The sequence below is a fragment of the Dietzia sp. Die43 genome, from assembly GCF_024519835.1.
Lineage (GTDB): Bacteria > Actinomycetota > Actinomycetes > Mycobacteriales > Mycobacteriaceae > Dietzia > Dietzia kunjamensis.
The window spans coordinates 59,821-78,491 of the sequence record NZ_JALJRF010000001.1; the positions used below are offsets into that span (position 1 = coordinate 59,821).

Consider the following 18,671-nt stretch of genomic DNA (forward strand, 5'->3'; position numbering starts at 1 on the left):
CCGACAGATTGCCCGAACCGGCCGGGTCGGGTCCGGAGCCGAGGCGGGTCAGGACGTCACCTCCGAGCCGGCCCCCTCACCCGGGGCGGCCGACGAGAGGTCGTAGCCGAGCTCGCCGGCGAGGGCGTCGAGCAGCCCGATCGCGGCCTCGGCGATCACGGTGCCCGGCGGGTAGATCGCGGCGGCCCCGGCATCGTAGAGCTCCTGGAAATCACCCGGCGGGATGACGCCACCGACCGTGACCATGATGTCCTCGCGACCCACCCCGGCGAGCGCCGAACGCAGTGCGGGTACCAGGGTCAGGTGACCCGCGGCCAGGGAGGACACGCCCACGACGTGCACGTCGGCGTCGGCGGCCTGTTGGGCCACCTCCTCCGGCGTCTGGAACAACGGGCCCATGTCGACGTCGAACCCGAGGTCGGCGAACGCCGTACCCACGACCTTCTGGCCGCGGTCGTGGCCGTCCTGGCCCATCTTGGCCAGCAGGATGCGGGGACGGCGTCCCTCCTGCTCGGCGAACGCATCGGCCATCCGCATGGCCCGGGTGACGTTGTCCACGGCGCCCTCCTTGGTGACCTCCTGCCGGTATACACCGGACAGGGTCTTGATCTCCGCTTTGTGACGACCGTAGACCTTCTCCAGCGCGTCGGAGATCTCCCCGATGCTGGCGTACGCGCGGGCCGCGTCGATCGCGAGGGCGAGGAGGTTGTTGTCCATATCGCTCCTCGCCCCGCCGGAGGCGGCCTCGGTCAGGCGGGTGAGGGCTGCCTGGCAGGCGTCCTCGTCCCGTTCCGCCCGCAGCTTGTCCAGTTTCGCCAGCTGCTCGGTGCGGACCCGGGAGTTGTCGACCTTGAGGACGTCGATCTCCTGGTCCTCGGTCACAACGTACTTGTTCACGCCGATCACGGGCTGACGACCGGAGTCGATGCGCGCCTGGGTCCGGGCGGCGGCCTCCTCGATGCGGAGCTTGGGGATGCCCTCCCCGATCGCCTGGGCCATGCCGCCGGCCTCCTCGATCTCGAGGAGGTGCAGACGGGCCTTGTCGGCGAGCTGGGCGGTGAGCCACTCGATGTAGTACGAGCCGGCCCACGGGTCGATCGGTCGCGTGGTCCCGGACTCCTGCTGCAGGAGCAGCTGTGTGTTCCGGGCGATCCGCGCGGAGAAGTCGGTGGGCAGAGCCAGCGCCTCGTCGAGGGCGTTGGTGTGCAGCGACTGCGTGTGACCCTGGGTGGACGCCATGGCCTCGATGCAGGTCCGCGCGACGTTGTTGAAGACGTCCTGCGCGGTCAGGGACCACCCCGACGTCTGCGAGTGGGTCCGCAGCGACTTGGACTTGGCGTTCTTCGGCCCGAACTTCTCGACCAGCTCGCTCCACAGCAGACGCCCCGCGCGCAGCTTGGCGATCTCCATGGAGAAGTTCATGCCGATGGCCCAGAAGAACGACAGGCGGGGCGCGAACTTGTCGATGTCCAACCCGGCGTCCAGACCGGCGCGGAGGTACTCCACGCCGTCGGCCAGCGTGTACGCCAGCTCGAGATCGGCCGTCGCACCGGCCTCCTGGATGTGGTAACCGGAGATGGAGATCGAGTTGAAGCGCGGCATCATCTTCGACGTGTAGGCGAAGATGTCCGAGATGATCCGCATGGAGGGCTTGGGCGGATAGATGTAGGTGTTGCGGACCATGAACTCCTTGAGGATGTCGTTCTGGATGGTCCCCGCGAGCTGGTCCGGCGTCACCCCCTGCTCCTCGGCCGCCACCACGTAGAACGCGAGGATCGGCAGGACGGCGCCGTTCATCGTCATCGACACCGACACCGACGACAGGTCGATGCCGTCGAACAACTCGCGCATGTCCAGGATGGAGTCGATCGCCACCCCGGCCATGCCGACGTCGCCGGCGACCCGCGGATGATCGGAGTCGTACCCGCGGTGCGTGGCCAGGTCGAACGCGACCGACAGGCCCTTCTGGCCGGCTGCGAGGTTGCGCCGGTAGAAGGCGTTGGACTCGGCGGCCGTGGAGAACCCCGCGTACTGGCGGATGGTCCACGGCTGGTTGACGTACATCGACGGGTAGGGCCCGCGGAGGAAGGGTGCCGCACCCGGCACCGTGTCCAACGGGAAGGGGGTGACCTCCTCGCCGTCGTCGGTCGGGGCGGTGCCCGCCTCCACGGCGTCACGGTCGGCCTTGGTGTAGACGCGCTTGACGTCGATACCCTCCGGCGTCTCCCACGTCGGGTCCGCGTCGACGCCGGGACCCGCCTCGTGGTCGGCCGTGGTCTCGACGCCGTCCGGCAGGGGCGCCCCCTCGGTGGTCTCCCGCAACGGGGTGGTGCTGAAATCGGGGAAGGTCGTCATGTCACTGCACTCCCAGCTGGTCGAGGAGGGTGGTCAGGGCGGCGACGGCATCGATGCCGAGGGCCAGGTACCCGTCCGGGCGGTCGGTGGCGTCGGCGGGGAAGCCCTTCTCGGCGCCGGCGAGGTACACCGTCGACACCCCGGCGTCCCGGAGGGCGCGGACGGCGTCGGAGCCCTCGGTCGCGTAGCGCTTGTCCGCGCCGCAGAGCACGGCGATCCGCTCGCCCTCGTGGGCCCCGGCATACTGCCCGGCCTCGGTGACGACCGGATTGCGTGCCACGATGCCGCCGGCGGCGAGCAGGTTGGCCACGAACGTCACGCGGGGAGTCGTCTCGGCCTGGGGGCCGAGACCCGCGATCAGGACGGTCGGGCGGGAACCGGTGGCGTCCAGGTGCGCGTCGGACCGGTCCCGCAGGTCCTCGAACGCGCGGCCGTAGCGGTAGTCGTCGCCGCCACGGCGGGAGGCGTCGAGGGGCTGCTCGTCGAGATTGGGGAATTCGGACACACCGGTGATCGGGGCCGTGCGGTGGGCGATGTCAGCGTCGCGGGCCTCCCGTACGCGGGCGATGGCGTCGGCGACGGTGCCCGAGGAGATCGCGGCGGTCAGGCCGCCCTCGGCCTCGATCGTCTGCAACGCCGACCACGCGGCGTCGGCGAGCGCGTCGGTGAGCGACTCGACGTACCAGGAGCCACCGGCCGGGTCCACGACGTGGCCGAGGTGCGACTCCTCGAGCAGTAGGAGCTGGGTGTTGCGGGCGATACGCGCGGCGAAGGCGCGGGAGGTGCTCTCGAGGCCCCCCGGCACCGAGGCATCGAACGGGAGGACCGTCACCGAGGTGGCGCCGCCGACCCCGGCACCGAACGCGGCGAGGGTGGTCCGGAGCATGTTCACCCACGGGTCCCGCCGCGACATCATCGCCATGGAGGTCACCGCGTGCTGCGGAGCGCCACCGGCCTCGGGAGCGCCGAGGAGTTCGGCGACGCGGGCCCACATGAGCCGTCCCGCGCGGAACTTGGCGATCGAGGCGAACTGGTCGTCGGTGGCGGCGAGCCGGAACGAGACCTGGCGCAGCGCGGCGGCGGCGGACAACCCCGCCGTCATCAACGCCCGCACGTACTCCAGTCCGGCGGCCACGGCGTAGGCCAACTCCTGGGCGTCTCCGGCACCGTCGGCGTGGAACACCGTGCCGTCGGCGACGAAGGTCCGGATGGTCTCCTCGCGCTCGGCGACCCGCGTGGCCAGCTGTACCGCGGCGTCGAGTTCGATCGAATCGGTCCCCGCGTAGGCGGCGGTCACGGGCGCGGCGCCCAGGTCGGCGATGACGGCGGCGCGGTCGACGACCCCGTCACCCGCCTCGCGGCGCTCGTCGAGCAGGGCGAGGAACGACTCGGTGACCTCGGCCAGGCCGGCACCGGAATCGAAGGTGACCGGGGCCAGATCCAGGTAGACGTCCTTGAGGACCGCTGCCAGCTCGGCGGGCTCGGCGGTCAGCCACAGTGCAGAGACACCCTGGTTCAACAGGTCCAGGATCTCGGTGTTGACCTCCGAGGCCTCCCCCGTGACCTCGATGTGCGAGCTGACGTGCCAGCCGCTCTCGGGCAGCCCCGACCGGTCCCCGCCGCGGACGTACGGGAACTTCCCGGGAGCGGGGCGCTCGGCGATCTCGTCCTCCCGCGTGTACAGCGGGTTGACCTCGATGCCGTCGCGTGTGGTGGCGACCAGTGCGCGCCAGGCGTCCTCGGGCATGTCGGCGGGATCCTTGCGGGCGGCCTTCGCGAGGACGGCTCCCACGGAGGCGTACCAGGAGTGAAGGTCTGGACCTGTGGTCGAACTGGTCACCGGTACCTCGTTCTCGTGTGGAGTGAAGGGGGTCACCCCCGGACTCTAGTCCAGCCCCACCGGAGCCGGAACACGCCCTCGCGGCGAGGGGGACCTGCGGGGGAAGACGCCCGAACCACGGCGACTACAGTCGTCCCGGTGCGGAACCGGGTGTTGGCGTGGGTGGCGGCCGTCGCGCTGGTGGTCCTGGTCGCGACCCTCGTGCCGACCCCGGGGTTGGAGCAGTTCCGTGAATGGGCCACGCGACTGGGTCCGTGGTTCCCCGTGGCCTTCTTCGCCGCCTACGCGCTCGTCACGGTCTCGCCCATCCCCCGGTCGACCTTCACCTACTCCGCCGCGGTCCTGTTCACCCCGGCCGTGGCCATCCCGTGGTCTCTCGTGGCCACGGGCATCGCGGCGACACTGGCGTTCGCCGGAGTGCGTCGCCTCGGTCACGACCGGACAGCCGCACTGCGTGCGGATCCGCGGGTGGCTTCGATCGACGCACGACTGCGTCGGCGCGGGTGGCTCTCGGTGGGCAGTCTGCGGCTGGTACCCGCGGTGCCGTTCTCGGTGGTCAACTACGCCGCCGCGCTGACCTCGATCTCCTACCCGCAGTTCCTGCTGGCCACCCTCATCGGCAGTGCGCCCGGGACCGTTGCCGCGGTCCTCCTGGGGCATTCACTGACCGAGGGTGACGGCACGGCCGCCCTGTGGGCCACCGCTGGGTTTGCCCTGGTCGGACTGGTGGGAATGGTCCTCGACGCCAAGCTGCCGGTCAGGTCGGTTCGGTGACGAAGTCGACCAACCTCTCCACCGCTCCGAGCAACGCGGGTTCGATGTCCCGGTAGGTGCTCACGGAGGCCAGCACGTGGCGGAACCCGTCGGCGGGTTCACCCCAGCCCAGCCGCCGGCAGATCCCCGTCTTCCAGTCCTCGCCGCGGGGGACCACCGGCCATTCGCGGATCCCCACGGCGGAAGGTTTGACCGCCTGCCAGATGTCCACGTACGGGTGGCCGGTCACGAGGACGTCCTGCCCCAGTCCGGCGACGATCCGCGACTCCTTGCTGCCCTCGACGAGGTGGTCCACCAACACGCCGAGTCTCGCCTGACGGGTGGGGCCGAACTCGGTGACCAGTGCATGCAGGTCGTCGATCCCGTGCAGCGGTTCGACCACCACGCCCTCGACCCGCAGATCGTGGCCCCAGATCTTCTCCACGAGCGCGGCGTCGTGGATGCCCTCGACCCAGATGCGCCCCGTGCGGGCCGTGCGGGCCCGCAGACCCTCGACCTTCCGCGACCCCGACGCGGTGACCGCGGGCCCCCGCCGCGCTGCCGGCGCCGGCTTCCGCAGGGTGACCGGGGAGCCGTCGATGAGGAACGCCGAGGGGGTCATCGCGAAGAGGCGCACCCGACCGCGCCGATCCTCGAGTTTGACGAACTCGCCGTCGTAGGACCGGTCGAAACCCACCACGGCGCCGCAGAACCCGGATTCGGCGTCCTCCACCACCAGGTCCCGTTCGGCGTCGACGACGGGGACCTCCGGGCGGCGGCGTCGCGCCGTGCCGGACAGGATGTCGGAGCCGTACATGTCTGCCATGGCCAGACACGGTAGCCGTCGCCGCGCCGGGGGTGCCGGCGGCACACCGCCGGTAGGATCGATCGTCATGTCCCGACCCCTCACCCGCAGTACCGCGCTGTCCCCGGCGTGGCCGCTGCCGCTGTACCTCCTGCGCACCGCGTGGGCGGATCAACCGTTCGACGAGTTGACCTCATACGTCTCCGGTCTGGCGGAGTCGCACCTGCTGGAGATCGTCGGAGCGCCGGTCCCGATGCTGGCCGAGGTCTCCCCCGCCGCCGGCCCGGCAGGACTTCTGCCCGGGCTCGTCACGACGCTGCGGCGCGCGGGGCGTTCGTACCCCGCGCCGGAGGCGCTGTCCCTGCTGACGACGGCGCCCGGGGACTCCTCGAGCCTCCCGCCGGTTCCGGCGGTCCGCTCGGACGTGGCCGACGCCGGATGGGGAATCCTCGTCCGCGACCCCGACTCACGGGACGCCGTGTGCCTGACTTGCGTCGAGCCGCATCCGGATGTGCTGCGGTGGCGGGCGCGCGGGGTCCATGACTGCCCCGTCGCACCCCAACCGGCCGGCCCCTCGGAGGCGCTCGCCGACCTGGGTGGAGCCGTCGTGGAGGCCGCCGACCTCATCGAACGCACGGCCGTGCGCACCAACGACGTGGCCCGGATCGACATCCGCTCCCACGTCACCCGCCTGCCGGCCGGGCTCCCGTCCCGCGTCCTCGAACTGGTGGACAGGATCGACCGGGTGGAGGCGATCACCTCCGTCGCGCTGGCGCAGCCGGAGGTCGGGGTGGACCCCGCCGCGCGCGAGCCGGTCCTCCGGCGTCTCGTCGCGGTGAAGGACGCCGCCCGTCGGTCCACGGTGGCCGCGGCCGGCGAGGCGGCGCTGAGAACCTTCTGACCAAGCCCGGGGACCGGGACCGTCGGCGCGTCAGGTCACGCTCTCCGCGAGGGGGCCGGGCAACAGTCGACCGCGCACCGGGCGCCGTTCCGGGTACAGCCCAGGGACGGCACGTCACCGAGCCGCTCGATCCGCTCCCCCGTCTCGACCTCGTCGAGCATCTGCAGGATCATCTCGGTGAACTCGTGAGACGGGCCCGGGGTCGCGCACCGGGTGATGCGCACCCCGAGGTCGTCGGTGTCCTCGACGAGTTCGGTGTCGAGGTCCCAGATCACCTCGACGTGGTCGGAGATGAAGCCGACCGGGCACACCACGACGTCACGTATCCCCTGATGCGTCGCGAGGTCTCGGACGTGGTCCACGACGTCCGGTTCGAGCCACGGCACGCTCGGTGGCCCCGACCGGGACTGCCACACGACGTCGTACTCGTCCACCCCGGCCGCCGCGGCGACGAGACGCGCGGCATCGTTGACCTGACGGCTGTAGAGGTGACCGCCGAGTCTCTTGGGGCCGGCCGCGGCGTCGGCAGTGGTCGGGACGGAGTGTGCGGTGAACACCAGCCGGGGTTCTCCCCCCGTTCCGACCCCGGCACCGTCGGAGTCGGCGTCGCGGGCGAGTTGCCGGGCGTCCTCGAGGGCACGTGACAGGTCGGCGGCGAAGCGATCGACGAACTTCGGGTGGTCGTGGAACTGTCCCAGGCGCACGAGCGTGGGAGCGTTCTCGACCGCGCCCCGTGCCCGCTCGATGTCCTCGTGGTACTGCCCGCACCCGGAGTATCCACCCCATGCCGAGGTGACGAACACCGCCGCGGTGCGGACGCCATCGTCTCTCATCCGCATGAGGGTGTCCTCGAGGTACGGGGTCCAGTTGCGGTTGCCGAAATAGACGGGCAGGTCGCGGCCGCGGCGGGCCAGTTCGGCCTCGACATTCGCGATGATCTCGCGGTTGAGGTCGTTGATCGGGCTGCGGCCGCCCAGGTGGCGGTAGTGGGTGGCCACCTCCTCGAGGCGCTCCTGCGGGATCCCCCGGCCCCGGGTGACGTTCTCCAGGAACGGGATCACGTCCTCCTGCCCCTCCGGCCCGCCGAATGAGAGCACGAGCAGGGCGTCGACCTGCCCCATGGTGTCGTCCTGCCCCACGGTGTCGTCCGTCGCTCCTGTCATGTCACTTCTCCTGTCCGCTGAACGAGACCGTCCCCGCGCCGCCGTCCGCGTAGATCACCGTGCCGGTCGTGGCGGTCATAAGGTCCGAGAGCAGGGCGACGGCCGTCGTGGCCACCGCGGTGGGGTCGTCGACGTCCCATCCCAACGGGGCCCGCCGGTCCCACTCGTCCTGCATCTGGTCCAGCTCGCCACCGGGTCCGAGTGCCTCCCCCGCGATCGACTTCGCCGCGAGCGTCTTGACGGGCCCGGCGGCGATGAGGTTCGAGCGGATCCCCTCTGGACCCAGGTCGCGGGCGACATAGCGATTGACCGCCTCGAGTGCGTTCTTGGCGACCGACATCCAGTTGTAGAACGGCATGGAGAACCGGGGATCGAAGTCCAGGCCGATGATCGACGCACCGTGGTTCAGCAGGGGTCGCACCGCCTTGGCCAGCGAGGCGTAGGAGTAGGCGGAGACCTCGAGTGCCACGGCCACGTCCTTCCAGGGCGCGTCGAGGAAGGGATCCCCGAGACAGCTGGGCGGCGCGAACCCGATCGAGTGCACGACGCCGTCCAGCGAGTCGGCGTGCTCCCGCACCCGGTCGGCCAGCGCGGCCAGATCGTCCTCACTCTGAACGTCCAACTCGATCACAGGCGGACGCTCGGGCAGGCGTTTGGCGATGGCTTTGACCAACGACGGGCGGCCGAAGGCGGTGAGGATGACCTGCGCACCGTGCAGTTGGCAGTGCTTGGCGATGTGGAACGCGATGGAGGCGTCGGTGATGACGCCCGTGACGAGGATCGTCTTACCGGAGAGCAGCCCGGAGCCGGTCTCCACCTTCTCGCCCGTGTCGGTCTGGCTCATGTCAGTGCCCCATTCCCATTCCGCCGTCGACCGGGATCACGGCCCCGGAGATGTAGCCGGCGTCGTCACCGGCGAGAAAACTCACGATCCCGGCCACGTCTCCGGCCGACCCCTTGCGTCCGAGCGGGATGGCGGCGATCGCCTGCTCCTGCGTCCTGTCGTCGAGCCCGGCGGTCATGTCGGTGTCGATGAAGCCCGGCGCCACGACGTTCGCGGTGATGCTGCGGGACCCGAGTTCGCGGGTGAGCGAGCGCGCCATGCCGACCAGCCCGGCCTTCGACGAGGCGTAGTTCACCTGCCCCGCGGTGCCCGACTGCCCGACCACCGAACCGATGAAGATCAGGCGACCGAACCGGGCCCGCAACATCCCGCGGGAGGCACGCTTGGCTACCCGGAACGCGCCCGAGAGGTTGGCGTCCACCACGCTGGTGAACTGCTCGTCCTTCATCCGCATGAGCAGGGTGTCATCGGTGGTCCCCGCGTTGGAGACCACCACCTCCACCGGGCCGTACTCGGCCTCGACGGCGGTGAAGGCGGCGTCGACCGAGTCGGGGTCGGTCACATCGCACTGCACTCCGAAGAGCCCTTCGGGGGCCCCGGACCCGCGGTGGGTGACGGCGACGCGGTGGCCGTCGGCATGGAGCCGCTCGGCCACCGCCCGCCCGATCCCGCGGTTACCTCCGGTCACGAGGACCGTTCGGGGGGTGGTGCCGGGCGTGCTCTCGGAAACCATGTCCCCCACCCTAGCGAGCCGGGGCGGGCGGTCCGGCGCTGGTCCGCACTCGTGTCCCGGTCGGTGTCACGGGATCCGCCGGTGCGCGGTCAGTGACCCGGCCGCCGCGAGCATGGCCAGCAGGGTGCCGATGACGAGCCAGGGGCGGGAGGCGTCGGCCTTCTTCCACTCGTAGCCGATCTGTTCCTCGAGGGTGCGGTACACGGAGTCGAGCTCCTCGAGACTGGAGGCGGTGAAGAAGTCGCCCCCGGAGATGTCGGCGATCTGTCGCAGGGACGCGTCGTCGACGGGCACGGGCTGCGGTCTGCCCTGGATGTCGACGGTGCCGTACAGGGTGCCGAACGAGATGGTGGAGACGGGGATGCCGGCTTCCGAGGCCCGTTCGGCGGCGGTGAACGCGCCCCGCTCCTCGGTGGGGTCGGCGGGGACGGTCTCCTTGCCGTCGGAGAGCAGGACGATCCTCGCCGGGGGTGCCTGGTCAGGTCCGCCCAGGCTTTCGGTGAACGTGGTGATCGCCTGGGTGGCGGTGTAGATGGCCTCCCCTGTGGCGGTGCGCTCGTCGAGCCTGAGTCGCTCGACCGCGCGGACCACCGGTCCCCGGTCCGTGGTGGGGGCGACGAGCATCGAGGCGGTGCCCGCGTAGGAGACCAGGCCCAGGTTGACGCCCTGGGTGAGGTTGTTCGCGAAGGTCGTGGCGGCCTGCTGTGCGGCCTCGAGTCGCGACGGGGAGACGTCGGTGGCCTCCATGGACAGGGACACGTCGACGACGAGCATGACGGTCGCCCGGTTACGTGGAACCTTCTGTTCTCGCTGTGGGCCGGCGAGGGCCACCACGAGGGTGAGCAGTGACAGCACCAGGAGCACGGCCGGGACGTGCGTGAACCAGCGGCGTCCTCGGCGATCGACGGTCCGGAGGACCCCGAAGTTGCCGAACCGCACGGTCCGGCGCTTCTTGGACCGCAGCGCGATGACGTATCCCACGGCGAGCGCCAGTGGAACGACCAGCAGGATCAGCCAGAGCGGATGCTGGAACTCGGACAGGCTCATCGCGTCGCCACCTCCTGCGTGCCGGGCCGGTCGTCGGGGAGGTCGCGGACGAGATTGTCGCCGGTCGGCAGGCCGCCCTGGCGGCGCACACCGACGAAGTCGATGACGTCACGGATCCAGTCACGGTCGGTCCGCAGGGCGAGGACGGGTGCGCCGCACCGCCGGAGCGCGGAGTGGACGCGGTCGCGTTGCTCACCGGCGGTTCGGCGGTAGTCGGCGGCGAGCGCGTCATCGACGTCGAGTTCGAGGACCTCCCCGGTGGCGGGATCCTGCAGCAGGGCGGCGCCCACGGCCGGGAGTGCGATGTCGAGTGGGTCCGCCACGTGGACGGCGAGGAACTCGTGGCGGGTGCCCAGGACGCGCAGCGACCGTTCCCAGTCCACCTCGGACAGGAAGTCGGAGATCACCACCACCAGGCCGTGCCGGCGAGCGGCGTTCCGGACGGCGTGGAGGCAGTCGTCGAGCGAGCCCCCCGGCGTGACGCGTGGTGTCGACCGCGCCACCTCTTCCAGTAGGCGTCGGACGTGGTCCCGTCCGCCGGTCGCCCGCAGGACGCGTGGGCGTCCGTCCCCGGTGAGGACCATGCCGACCCGGCTACCACCGCCCGCCGAGAGGAAGCCGACGGTGGCGACGGCGGCCTCGACCAGTCGCCGCTTGGCTCCGTGCCGGCCCTCTACGTCGAGACTCGGCGAGAGGTCGACGACCAGCCACGTCTCGAGCTCGCGGTCGGCGATGGTCTGACGGATGTGCGGGACGGTGGTCCTGGCGGTGACGGACCAGTCCATCGTTCGGACGTCGTCCCCGGGTTCGTAGGCCCGCGCCTCCCCGGGCTCGGTGCCCGGCCCGGGCAGCAGTCCGCGGTGGTCGCCGTTGAGTACCCCGTCGAGACGGCGCGTGACGAGCAGTTCCAGCTGGGCCAGGGCCGCACGGGACGACGCGTCGACGGGGTCGTCGCGTCTGCCCTCGTCCGCGGCGGTCACCGTGACGGCGGCGGGCCGGCCTGGGCGGGAACCGCGCTGATCTGTGGGAGCGGTACGGCTTCGAGCACGCGTCGCACCACGGTGTCGGCGGTGACCTCGTCGGCCAGCGCGTCATAGGTCAGCACGAGACGGTGCCGGAGGACGGCCGGCAGGACGTCGATCACGTCCTGCGGCACCACGTAGTCGCGTCCCCGCACCAGGGCGAGCGCACGGGCTGCGGTGACGGCCCCGAGCGTCGCACGGGGAGAGGCGCCGTAGGAGAGCCACCGCGCGACGTCCTCCAGCCCGTGCCGTGCGGGTTCGCGGGTGGCCACCGTGACGCGGACGACGTAGTCGACCAACGCGTGATGGACGAACACCTCGCGGACGGCCTTCTGCAACCGGATGAGGGCGTCGACGCCGAGGACCCGCGTGGGTTCCGGCGGGGTCGAGCCCATCCGGTAGACGATCTCGCGTTCCTCCTCCGGGGTGGGGTAATCCATGACGAGCTTGAACAGGAAGCGGTCCCGTTGTGCCTCCGGCAGCTGGTAGACACCCTCGCTCTCGATGGGGTTCTGCGTGGCCATGACGAGGAACGGGCTGGGCATGGGGAAGGTCTGCCCGCCGATCGAGACGTGCCCCTCGGCCATGACCTCGAGCAGCGCGGACTGGACCTTGGCGGGTGCACGGTTGATCTCGTCCGCGAGCACGAAGTTCGCCAGGATGGGGCCGAGCTCGACATCGAACTCCTCGCGGCCCTGCCGGTAGATGCGGGTGCCGACGATGTCTGCGGGGACGAGGTCCGGGGTGAACTGGAGCCGCCGGAAACTCCCTCCCACCACGGTGGCGAAGGTCTCCACGGTGAGGGTCTTGGCCACGCCCGGGACGCCCTCGAGCAGGATGTGACCCCGCGAGAGGAGGCCGACGAGGATCATCTCGATCAGTCGGTCCTGGCCCACCACGACCTTCTTGACCTCGTAGACCGCTCGCTCCAGGAGACGTGCGTCCTCCGCGGCCGTCGACGCACTCACGGGGGGCTCGCCGGGACGGCTCGACTGTTCGGGATGGGGATCGCTCACCGCGGAGGGCTCCTTCGCGTGGTCGGGTGTTCCGGGCGCCCTGCCGGGGCCGTCCGAACGGGTTGGGGACGACAGTACCGGTGCCGCGGTCAGACCAACCGGACCACCATCGGCGAGATCCCGGCCATCCGCACCCGCGAGATCTTCACGACGTCACCGGACTGGGGTGCCTCGACCATGCGGCCGTCGCCGAGGTACAGGGCCACGTGGCCGGGCCAGAACAGCATGTCGCCCCGCTGTCGCGTGGCCACCGGGAACTGCGGCCCGGCGGTGTACTGGTAGCCGGTGTAGTGCGGGAGCGCCTTGCCGATCCCGGCGAACGCGTAGATCATCAACCCCGAACAGTCGAAGCCGATCTTGTTGTAGTCACCGTGCCAGTCGGCGACCCCGCCGTCGCGGATGCCACGGGTGGGCCCGTTGGCATCGCCGCCTCCCCACGCGTACGGCATCCCGAGCTGGGAGAGGGCGCGGTTGACGACGGTCTCCACGCGAGCACTGTTCGAGGGGGTCCCGGCATTCCCGCCCTGGCCGGCGCCCGGCCCGGGCGCCGCCGGCCCCTGGGCGATCGAGCCGAAGTCGGCCCGACTGATCGCGTCGGCGACCTGCTGCACGATCGCCTCGGTGTCACCGTTGATGCCGGCGTCGACGGCCGCGCCCACGCTGCCGGCGTCGATGGTCCCCCCGATGGCTCGGGTCGCCTCGTCCGAGGAGCCCCCGGCGAACTGCCGGACCGCGCCCAGGTCGAGATGCGACGGGAGCGCGGAGGCGATGTCGGCCGCCTGCTCCCCGGCCTCCGGCTGGCCCGCGAGGACACTGAGGGCCTCCGCGCGCATCGCCTCTGCGTCGACCGCGTCCGCGGCGTCGACCCGTGGCCCCGCCGGGGTGGCACCCGACTCCGCGAGGGCGGCGCGGTGCTCGTCCAGTTCACGGGTCAGCGCGACGACCCGGTCCTCCAGAGCGGTGACGTCGCCCGCGACCCTGGAGACCTCCGCCTCGGCGGAGGCCCGACGCTCGGCGGCGTCCGAGTAACGCTGCTCGGCGGAGTCGCGGGCGGCCACTGCCTCGGACTCGCGCCGGGCGGCCTCATCGGCGGCCGCCACCATCTCCCCCACCACGGTGCGCTGGTCGGCCGCGGCTCGCTGGAGATACTCCTGGCGCAGCCCGGCATCCGCCGGCCCGCCGGGATCGAGGATCGCCGACGCCGCGCCCGGTGCGGTTCCCTGCCGGTGCAACAGCCGTGAATAATCGTCGAGGGTGCCGCGCGCGGACTCGACGCCGGACTCCGCCTGCTCGCGTTCGGCGGAGGTACGGTCTGCCTCTGCGATGGCCCGGTCGAGTTCGATCCGGGCCATCTGGAGGTCGACCAGGCTCTTGTTGACGCTCTCCCGGCTGACCGCGATCTCCTCGCGGGTCTGGTCCAGTCGGGCGCTGGCATCGGCGACGGCACGGATAAGGCCGGAGATGTCGCCGGGCGCGACCGCGGTGACCTGCTGGGCTCCGGCCACCGGCGCCTGCACCGCACCGGCGGCTGTTCCCAGGACCAGCACCGCGGCCAATGCCGCCCGCCCGGGTGCCCTTCCGGGATACCTGCGTGTGCGCGCCCCTCGGGCACGGTTCGACGAATGGTCAGGCTCCACGTTTCACCTTCCGCTGACCGCACCGGGGTGCGGCTGACCGCGCGACCCGCACGGCGGGACGCGAGACCGAGGCGGTGTCGGCGGCCGGTGATGCCTTCCCCTGCGCCACTGGAGCCTCAACACGACTCGGTAGAACCTAGTGTTCCTTTAGCACCGTAGGTCACAGGGAACACATGTGAAACATCGGTCGGCAAAATACACTGCTGTAACTTGCATAACAGCAGGACGGGCGGCGTGTCGCGAATTGGACACCGCTGTCGGAAAAGCGACGTTTCGGCGTCTTCTCAGCGTGAGCGACGTCGCAGGACGATCGCGAAGGCGACGAGCGCGAGCACGGTGACCACGATCGCGGCCGCGGTCAGGGCGCCCCATGGCGGAGCGGGGGCGGTGACCTTGTGAGCGAAGACCGCGGCGGAGGCCACCGGGTCGAACTCCTCCCAGGCGTCGTCCTGTCCGGCCTCGAGTTGGTGGCGCGGGATCGAGTCGCTGGAGCTGCCGATGAACACCGGGGTGCGCACGAGGATCGTGCCGTCGTACTCCTCGCCCAGGAACGCCGCGAGGTCACGGGCGTCCGTGTAGACGGTCGCCGGCGCCTCGGTGTAGACCACTTTCAGGTCCAGACCTCGATCACCGGCCTCGTCCACCACGGTCCGGAGGCCCTCGACGAACGGTGCAGGTGCGGAGACCCCGTCGTCGGCGAGGTCGGCGACCACGGCCTGGTAGTCCAGCCAGGGCGGGACCTCGTCCTCCCGTAACGACATGATCGGCTCGGCCGCATACGCGAGCACCGTCACGGGATCGGAGGGAGTGTCCACGTGCGACATGGTGCCATCTCTCCGTCGTCGCCCACGAACCCACGCGCCGCTCGTCGGCGATAACCGCAGTCGCGTGCCCACGTTCGGGCGTGCCGGGGGCTATACAGGACGGGCGTACTGGTAAATTGGCGGCCGAAGACGGATCACAGGGTCCACAATGGATGCTGTGTCCGCCCCGGCGCCGCCGCCCGAGACAGACGCGGTGACACCGGGAGGGATGACGAACCGACATTCGCACCACGAGTGGAGCTGACGTGACAGCAAGCATTGATAGTTTCGGCGCCAAGGGGACCCTTGAGGTCGGCGACGAGACCTACGACATCTACCGCCTGTCGGCGGTTCCGGGGGCCGAGAAGCTCCCTTACTCGCTCAAGGTCCTCACCGAGAACCTCCTGCGCACCGAGGACGGCAAGAACGTCACCAAGGAGCACATCGAGGCCCTGGCGAGCTGGGACCCCAGTGCCGAGCCCGACACCGAGATCCAGTTCACGCCGGCCCGCGTGATCATGCAGGACTTCACAGGCGTGCCTTGCATCGTCGACCTCGCCACCATGCGTGAGGCCGTCGAGAAGCTCGGTGGAGACCCGGACAAGGTCAACCCCCTCGCCCCCGCCGAGATGGTCATCGACCACTCGGTGATCATCGAGTCCTTCGGTCAGGCCAGCTCGTTCGAGAAGAACGTGGAGATCGAGTACGAGCGCAACGAGGAGCGGTACCAGTTCCTGCGCTGGGGTCAGGGCGCGTTCGACGACTTCAAGGTCGTCCCCCCGGGCACCGGCATCGTCCACCAGGTCAACATCGAGTACCTGGCGCGCACGGTGATGGTCCGCAACGGCCAGGCCTACCCCGACACCTGTGTCGGTACCGACTCGCACACCACCATGGAGAACGGTCTCGGCGTCCTCGGCTGGGGCGTCGGCGGCATCGAGGCCGAGGCCGCGATGCTCGGTCAGCCGATCTCCATGCTCATCCCCCGCGTCGTGGGCTTCAAGCTCACCGGTGCGATCAAGCCGGGCGTCACCGCCACCGACGTGGTGCTGACGATCACCGAGATGCTGCGCAAGCACGGCGTCGTCGGCAAGTTCGTCGAGTTCTACGGCGCCGGTGTCGCGGCCGTGCCGCTGGCCAACCGCGCCACTATCGGCAACATGAGCCCGGAGTTCGGCTCCACCTGCGCCATGTTCCCGATCGACGGCGAGACCATCGATTACCTGCGCCTGACCGGCCGCGACGAGGAGCAGCTCGCCCTCGTCGAGGCCTACGCCAAGGAGCAGGGCATGTGGCTCCACCCGGACTCCGAGGAGCCCGTCTTCTCCGAGTACCTGGAGCTGGACCTCGGGGACGTCGTCCCGTCGATCGCCGGCCCGAAGCGTCCCCAGGACCGCATCGAGCTCTCCGATTCCAAGAGCGCGTTCCGCAAGGACATCCACAACTACGTGGACGGCGAGGCCAAGCCGCTCGGTGACACCGAGAAGGGCCGGATGCAGTCCGAGGGCGGTGCCCCGTCGGACAACGCCGGCAAGGTGACCCTCGCCCATGCCGAGGAAGGTGCGGTCCGCGCCGACGCGTCCACGCGTTCCGAGGGCCGCCCGTCGAAGCCGGTCGAGGTCAAGGTCGGCGACACGGAGATGGTGCTGGACCACGGCATCGTGTCCATCGCGTCGATCACCTCGTGCACCAACACCTCCAACCCGTCGGTGATGATCGGCGCCGGGCTCGTCGCCCGCAAGGCGCACGAGAAGGGCCTCACGGCCAAGCCGTGGGTCAAGACCTCCATGGCCCCGGGCTCGCAGGTCGTCACCGAGTACTACGAGCGTGCCGGTCTCTGGCCCGACCTGGAGGCCCTCGGCTTCCACCTCGTCGGCTACGGCTGCACCACCTGCATCGGCAACTCCGGCCCGCTGCCGGAGGAGATCTCCGCCGCGATCCAGGAGAACGACCTCACCGCGACCGCCGTCCTGTCCGGTAACCGCAACTTCGAGGGCCGGATCAACCAGGACGTCAAGATGAACTACCTGGCGTCCCCGCCGCTGGTCATCGCCTACGCGATCGCAGGCTCGATGGACTTCGACTTCGAGAACGACTCGCTGGGCAAGGACAAGGAGGGCAACGACGTCTTCCTGAAGGACATCTGGCCCACCTCCGAAGAGATCGAGGAGACCATCAAGGCCTCCATCTCGTCCAACGAATACAAGTCCAAGTACGCCGACGTGTTCGCCGGAGACGAGCGCTGGCGCGGTCTCAGCACCCCGGACGGCAAGACCTTCGAGTGGGACCAGAAGTCGACCTACGTTCGCAAGGCCCCGTACTTCGAGGGCATGGAGATGGAGCCGGAGCCGGTCACCGACATCAAGGGCGCCCGCGTCCTGGCCAAGCTCGGCGACTCGGTCACCACCGACCACATCTCGCCGGCGTCGACCATCAAGCCGGGTACCCCGGCGGCGCAGTACCTCGACGCCAACGGCGTGGAGCGCAAGGACTACAACTCCTTCGGCTCCCGCCGCGGCAACCATGAGGTCATGATCCGTGGCACGTTCGCCAACATCCGGCTGCAGAACCAGCTGCTGGACGGCGTGACGGGCGGCTACACCCGCGACTTCACCCAGGAGGGCGCGCCGCAGGCGTTCATCTACGACGCCGCGCAGAACTACGCCGAGCAGAACACCCCGCTCGTCGTGCTCGGCGGCAAGGAGTACGGCACCGGCTCCTCGCGTGACTGGGCCGCCAAGGGCACGCGCCTGCTCGGCGTCCGCGCCGTGATCACCGAGTCGTTCGAGCGCATCCACCGCTCCAACCTCATCGGCATGGGCGTCATCCCGCTGCAGTTCCCCGAGGGCGAGTCCCACGAGACCCTCGGGCTCGACGGCACGGAGACCTTCGACATCTCCGGCATCGAGGAGCTGAACAACGGCACCACGCCCAAGACGGTCAAGGTCACCGCCACCAAGGAGGACGGCCAGGTCGTCGAGTTCGACGCCAAGGTGCGCATCGACACCCCCGGCGAGGCGGACTACTACCGCAACGGCGGCATCCTGCAGTACGTCCTGCGGAACATGATCAAGGGCTGATCGGCCTCCCACATCAACGGCGGTGCGCGGTTTCCCCTGCTCAGGCAAGGTGACTGCGCACCGCCGCGGTGTTTCCGAAGGAAGGTAGCGAGATGCCCAGGGTCAGTCAGGACCACATGGACGCCCGGCGACACCAGATCCTGTCAGGCGCACGTGAGTGCTTCGCCGAGTACGGGTTCGAGGGCGCCACGGTGCGTCGTCTGGAAGAGGCCACCGGACTGAGCCGGGGTGCCATCTTCCACCACTTCGACGACAAGGACGCGCTCTTCCTCGCACTCGCGCACGACGACGCGGCGGCGATGGCCGCCACCGTGGCCGCGCAGGGTCTGGTCCAGGTGATGCGGGAGATCCTCGCCGACCCCCAGGAGTTCTCCTGGCTCGGGACGCGTCTGGAGATCGCCCGGCGGATCCGCACCGACCCGGACTTCCGGGAACGGTGGACAGACCGACAGGCGGAGGTCGACGCGGCGGTCGTGGCCCGCCTCCGCGAACAGAAGGCGTCCGGAAGGATGCGCACCGACATCCCCGCGGACGTGCTGCGCGTGTACCTCGACATCGTGCTCGATGGCCTCATCACTCACCTGGCGACGGGTCGCGGCACCGAGCACGTCAGCGAGATGCTCGACCTCGTCGAGGCGTCGCTCCGGACCGGGCAGGGGTGAGAATCGTCTC

15 protein-coding genes are annotated in these 18,671 nt (G+C 70.3%); 4 read left to right on the forward strand and 11 right to left on the reverse strand.

Annotated elements, in window-relative coordinates:
* Nucleotides 1–48 precede the first annotated feature (48 nt).
* The gene (scpA, locus tag NR111_RS00295; RefSeq protein ID WP_256819310.1) at nucleotides 49–2,355 is read right to left on the reverse strand and encodes a methylmalonyl-CoA mutase; all 2,307 of its coding nucleotides are present in this window, start codon (nucleotides 2,353–2,355) and stop codon (nucleotides 49–51) included.
* Nucleotide 2,356: 1 nt separating this feature from the next.
* The gene (locus NR111_RS00300) at nucleotides 2,357–4,195 is read right to left on the reverse strand and encodes a methylmalonyl-CoA mutase family protein (RefSeq protein ID WP_256819575.1); all 1,839 of its coding nucleotides are present in this window, start codon (nucleotides 4,193–4,195) and stop codon (nucleotides 2,357–2,359) included.
* Between the two features lie 138 nt (nucleotides 4,196–4,333).
* Between NR111_RS00300 and NR111_RS00305 the strand changes: the two genes are divergently transcribed.
* Complete coding sequence (locus NR111_RS00305) at nucleotides 4,334–4,969, forward strand: TVP38/TMEM64 family protein (RefSeq protein WP_256819311.1); 636 nt, start codon at nucleotides 4,334–4,336, stop codon at nucleotides 4,967–4,969.
* On the opposite strand, the gene NR111_RS00310 is transcribed toward NR111_RS00305, so the two are convergent.
* Nucleotides 4,953–5,774 carry a DUF3097 domain-containing protein gene (locus tag NR111_RS00310; protein ID WP_256819312.1) on the reverse strand — a complete coding sequence of 274 codons (822 nt, stop codon included), beginning with the start codon at nucleotides 5,772–5,774 and terminating at the stop codon, nucleotides 4,953–4,955. The genes NR111_RS00305 and NR111_RS00310 overlap by 17 nt on opposite strands.
* A 67-nt stretch (nucleotides 5,775–5,841) precedes the next feature.
* Between NR111_RS00310 and NR111_RS00315 the strand changes: the two genes are divergently transcribed.
* Nucleotides 5,842–6,654: a hypothetical protein gene (locus NR111_RS00315; RefSeq protein WP_256819313.1), complete on the forward strand. Its 813-nt coding sequence runs from the start codon at nucleotides 5,842–5,844 to the stop codon at nucleotides 6,652–6,654.
* Between the two features lie 35 nt (nucleotides 6,655–6,689).
* Here the strand turns inward: NR111_RS00315 and NR111_RS00320 are convergent, their stop codons facing one another.
* The 8 genes from NR111_RS00320 to NR111_RS00355 all read right to left on the reverse strand — a co-directional run bounded on the left by NR111_RS00320 (nucleotide 6,690) and on the right by NR111_RS00355 (nucleotide 14,931).
* A complete protein-coding gene (locus NR111_RS00320; protein ID WP_235027905.1) occupies nucleotides 6,690–7,817 on the reverse strand; it encodes a ferrochelatase in 1,128 nt (375 codons plus the stop codon).
* A 1-nt stretch (nucleotide 7,818) separates the two neighbouring features.
* On the reverse strand, nucleotides 7,819–8,661 hold the full coding sequence (gene inhA / locus NR111_RS00325; RefSeq protein ID WP_159148915.1) for an NADH-dependent enoyl-ACP reductase InhA: 843 nt from the start codon (nucleotides 8,659–8,661) through the stop codon (nucleotides 7,819–7,821).
* Nucleotide 8,662: 1 nt separating this feature from the next.
* A complete protein-coding gene (fabG1, locus tag NR111_RS00330; RefSeq protein WP_256819316.1) occupies nucleotides 8,663–9,394 on the reverse strand; it encodes a 3-oxoacyl-ACP reductase FabG1 in 732 nt (243 codons plus the stop codon).
* A gap of 66 nt (nucleotides 9,395–9,460) precedes the next feature.
* Entirely contained in the window at nucleotides 9,461–10,441 is a 981-nt protein-coding gene (locus tag NR111_RS00335; RefSeq protein WP_067714366.1) for a VWA domain-containing protein, read from the reverse strand.
* Nucleotides 10,438–11,421: a DUF58 domain-containing protein gene (locus NR111_RS00340; protein WP_256819321.1), complete on the reverse strand. Its 984-nt coding sequence runs from the start codon at nucleotides 11,419–11,421 to the stop codon at nucleotides 10,438–10,440. Before NR111_RS00340 ends, NR111_RS00335 begins: the two co-directional genes overlap by 4 nt.
* On the reverse strand, nucleotides 11,418–12,431 hold the full coding sequence (locus NR111_RS00345; RefSeq protein WP_067714538.1) for a MoxR family ATPase: 1,014 nt from the start codon (nucleotides 12,429–12,431) through the stop codon (nucleotides 11,418–11,420). The genes NR111_RS00340 and NR111_RS00345 overlap by 4 nt, the downstream gene beginning before the upstream one ends.
* Before the next feature lie 137 nt (nucleotides 12,432–12,568).
* The gene (locus NR111_RS00350; protein WP_256819322.1) at nucleotides 12,569–14,116 is read right to left on the reverse strand and encodes an NlpC/P60 family protein; all 1,548 of its coding nucleotides are present in this window, start codon (nucleotides 14,114–14,116) and stop codon (nucleotides 12,569–12,571) included.
* A 284-nt stretch (nucleotides 14,117–14,400) separates the two neighbouring features.
* Entirely contained in the window at nucleotides 14,401–14,931 is a 531-nt protein-coding gene (locus tag NR111_RS00355; RefSeq protein ID WP_082923806.1) for a DUF6676 family protein, read from the reverse strand.
* A 254-nt stretch (nucleotides 14,932–15,185) separates the two neighbouring features.
* On the opposite strand from NR111_RS00355, the gene NR111_RS00360 reads away from it, so the two are divergent.
* Together NR111_RS00360 and NR111_RS00365 are read left to right on the forward strand one after the other, a co-directional pair.
* Nucleotides 15,186–17,999, forward strand: coding sequence for an aconitate hydratase (locus NR111_RS00360; RefSeq protein WP_132063340.1), 2,814 nt, complete (start codon nucleotides 15,186–15,188; stop codon nucleotides 17,997–17,999).
* 92 nt (nucleotides 18,000–18,091) lie between these two features.
* Nucleotides 18,092–18,661, forward strand: a complete 570-nt coding sequence (locus tag NR111_RS00365; protein ID WP_069390485.1) for a TetR/AcrR family transcriptional regulator — start codon at nucleotides 18,092–18,094, stop codon at nucleotides 18,659–18,661.
* Nucleotides 18,662–18,671 lie beyond the last annotated feature (10 nt).

What these genes read in the sequence shown, in the direction of transcription:
- scpA (WP_256819310.1), bottom strand. Translation starts at nt 2,355, where the DNA reads ATGACGACCTTCCCCGATTTCAGCACCACCCCGTTGCGGGAGACCACC.
- NR111_RS00310 (WP_256819312.1), bottom strand. Translation starts at nt 5,774, where the DNA reads ATGGCAGACATGTACGGCTCCGACATCCTGTCCGGCACGGCGCGACGC.
- NR111_RS00315 (WP_256819313.1), top strand. Translation starts at nt 5,842, where the DNA reads ATGTCCCGACCCCTCACCCGCAGTACCGCGCTGTCCCCGGCGTGGCCG.
- NR111_RS00320 (WP_235027905.1), bottom strand. Translation starts at nt 7,817, where the DNA reads ATGACAGGAGCGACGGACGACACCGTGGGGCAGGACGACACCATGGGG.
- inhA (WP_159148915.1), bottom strand. Translation starts at nt 8,661, where the DNA reads ATGAGCCAGACCGACACGGGCGAGAAGGTGGAGACCGGCTCCGGGCTG.
- fabG1 (WP_256819316.1), bottom strand. Translation starts at nt 9,394, where the DNA reads ATGGTTTCCGAGAGCACGCCCGGCACCACCCCCCGAACGGTCCTCGTG.
- NR111_RS00335 (WP_067714366.1), bottom strand. Translation starts at nt 10,441, where the DNA reads ATGAGCCTGTCCGAGTTCCAGCATCCGCTCTGGCTGATCCTGCTGGTC.
- NR111_RS00365 (WP_069390485.1), top strand. Translation starts at nt 18,092, where the DNA reads ATGCCCAGGGTCAGTCAGGACCACATGGACGCCCGGCGACACCAGATC.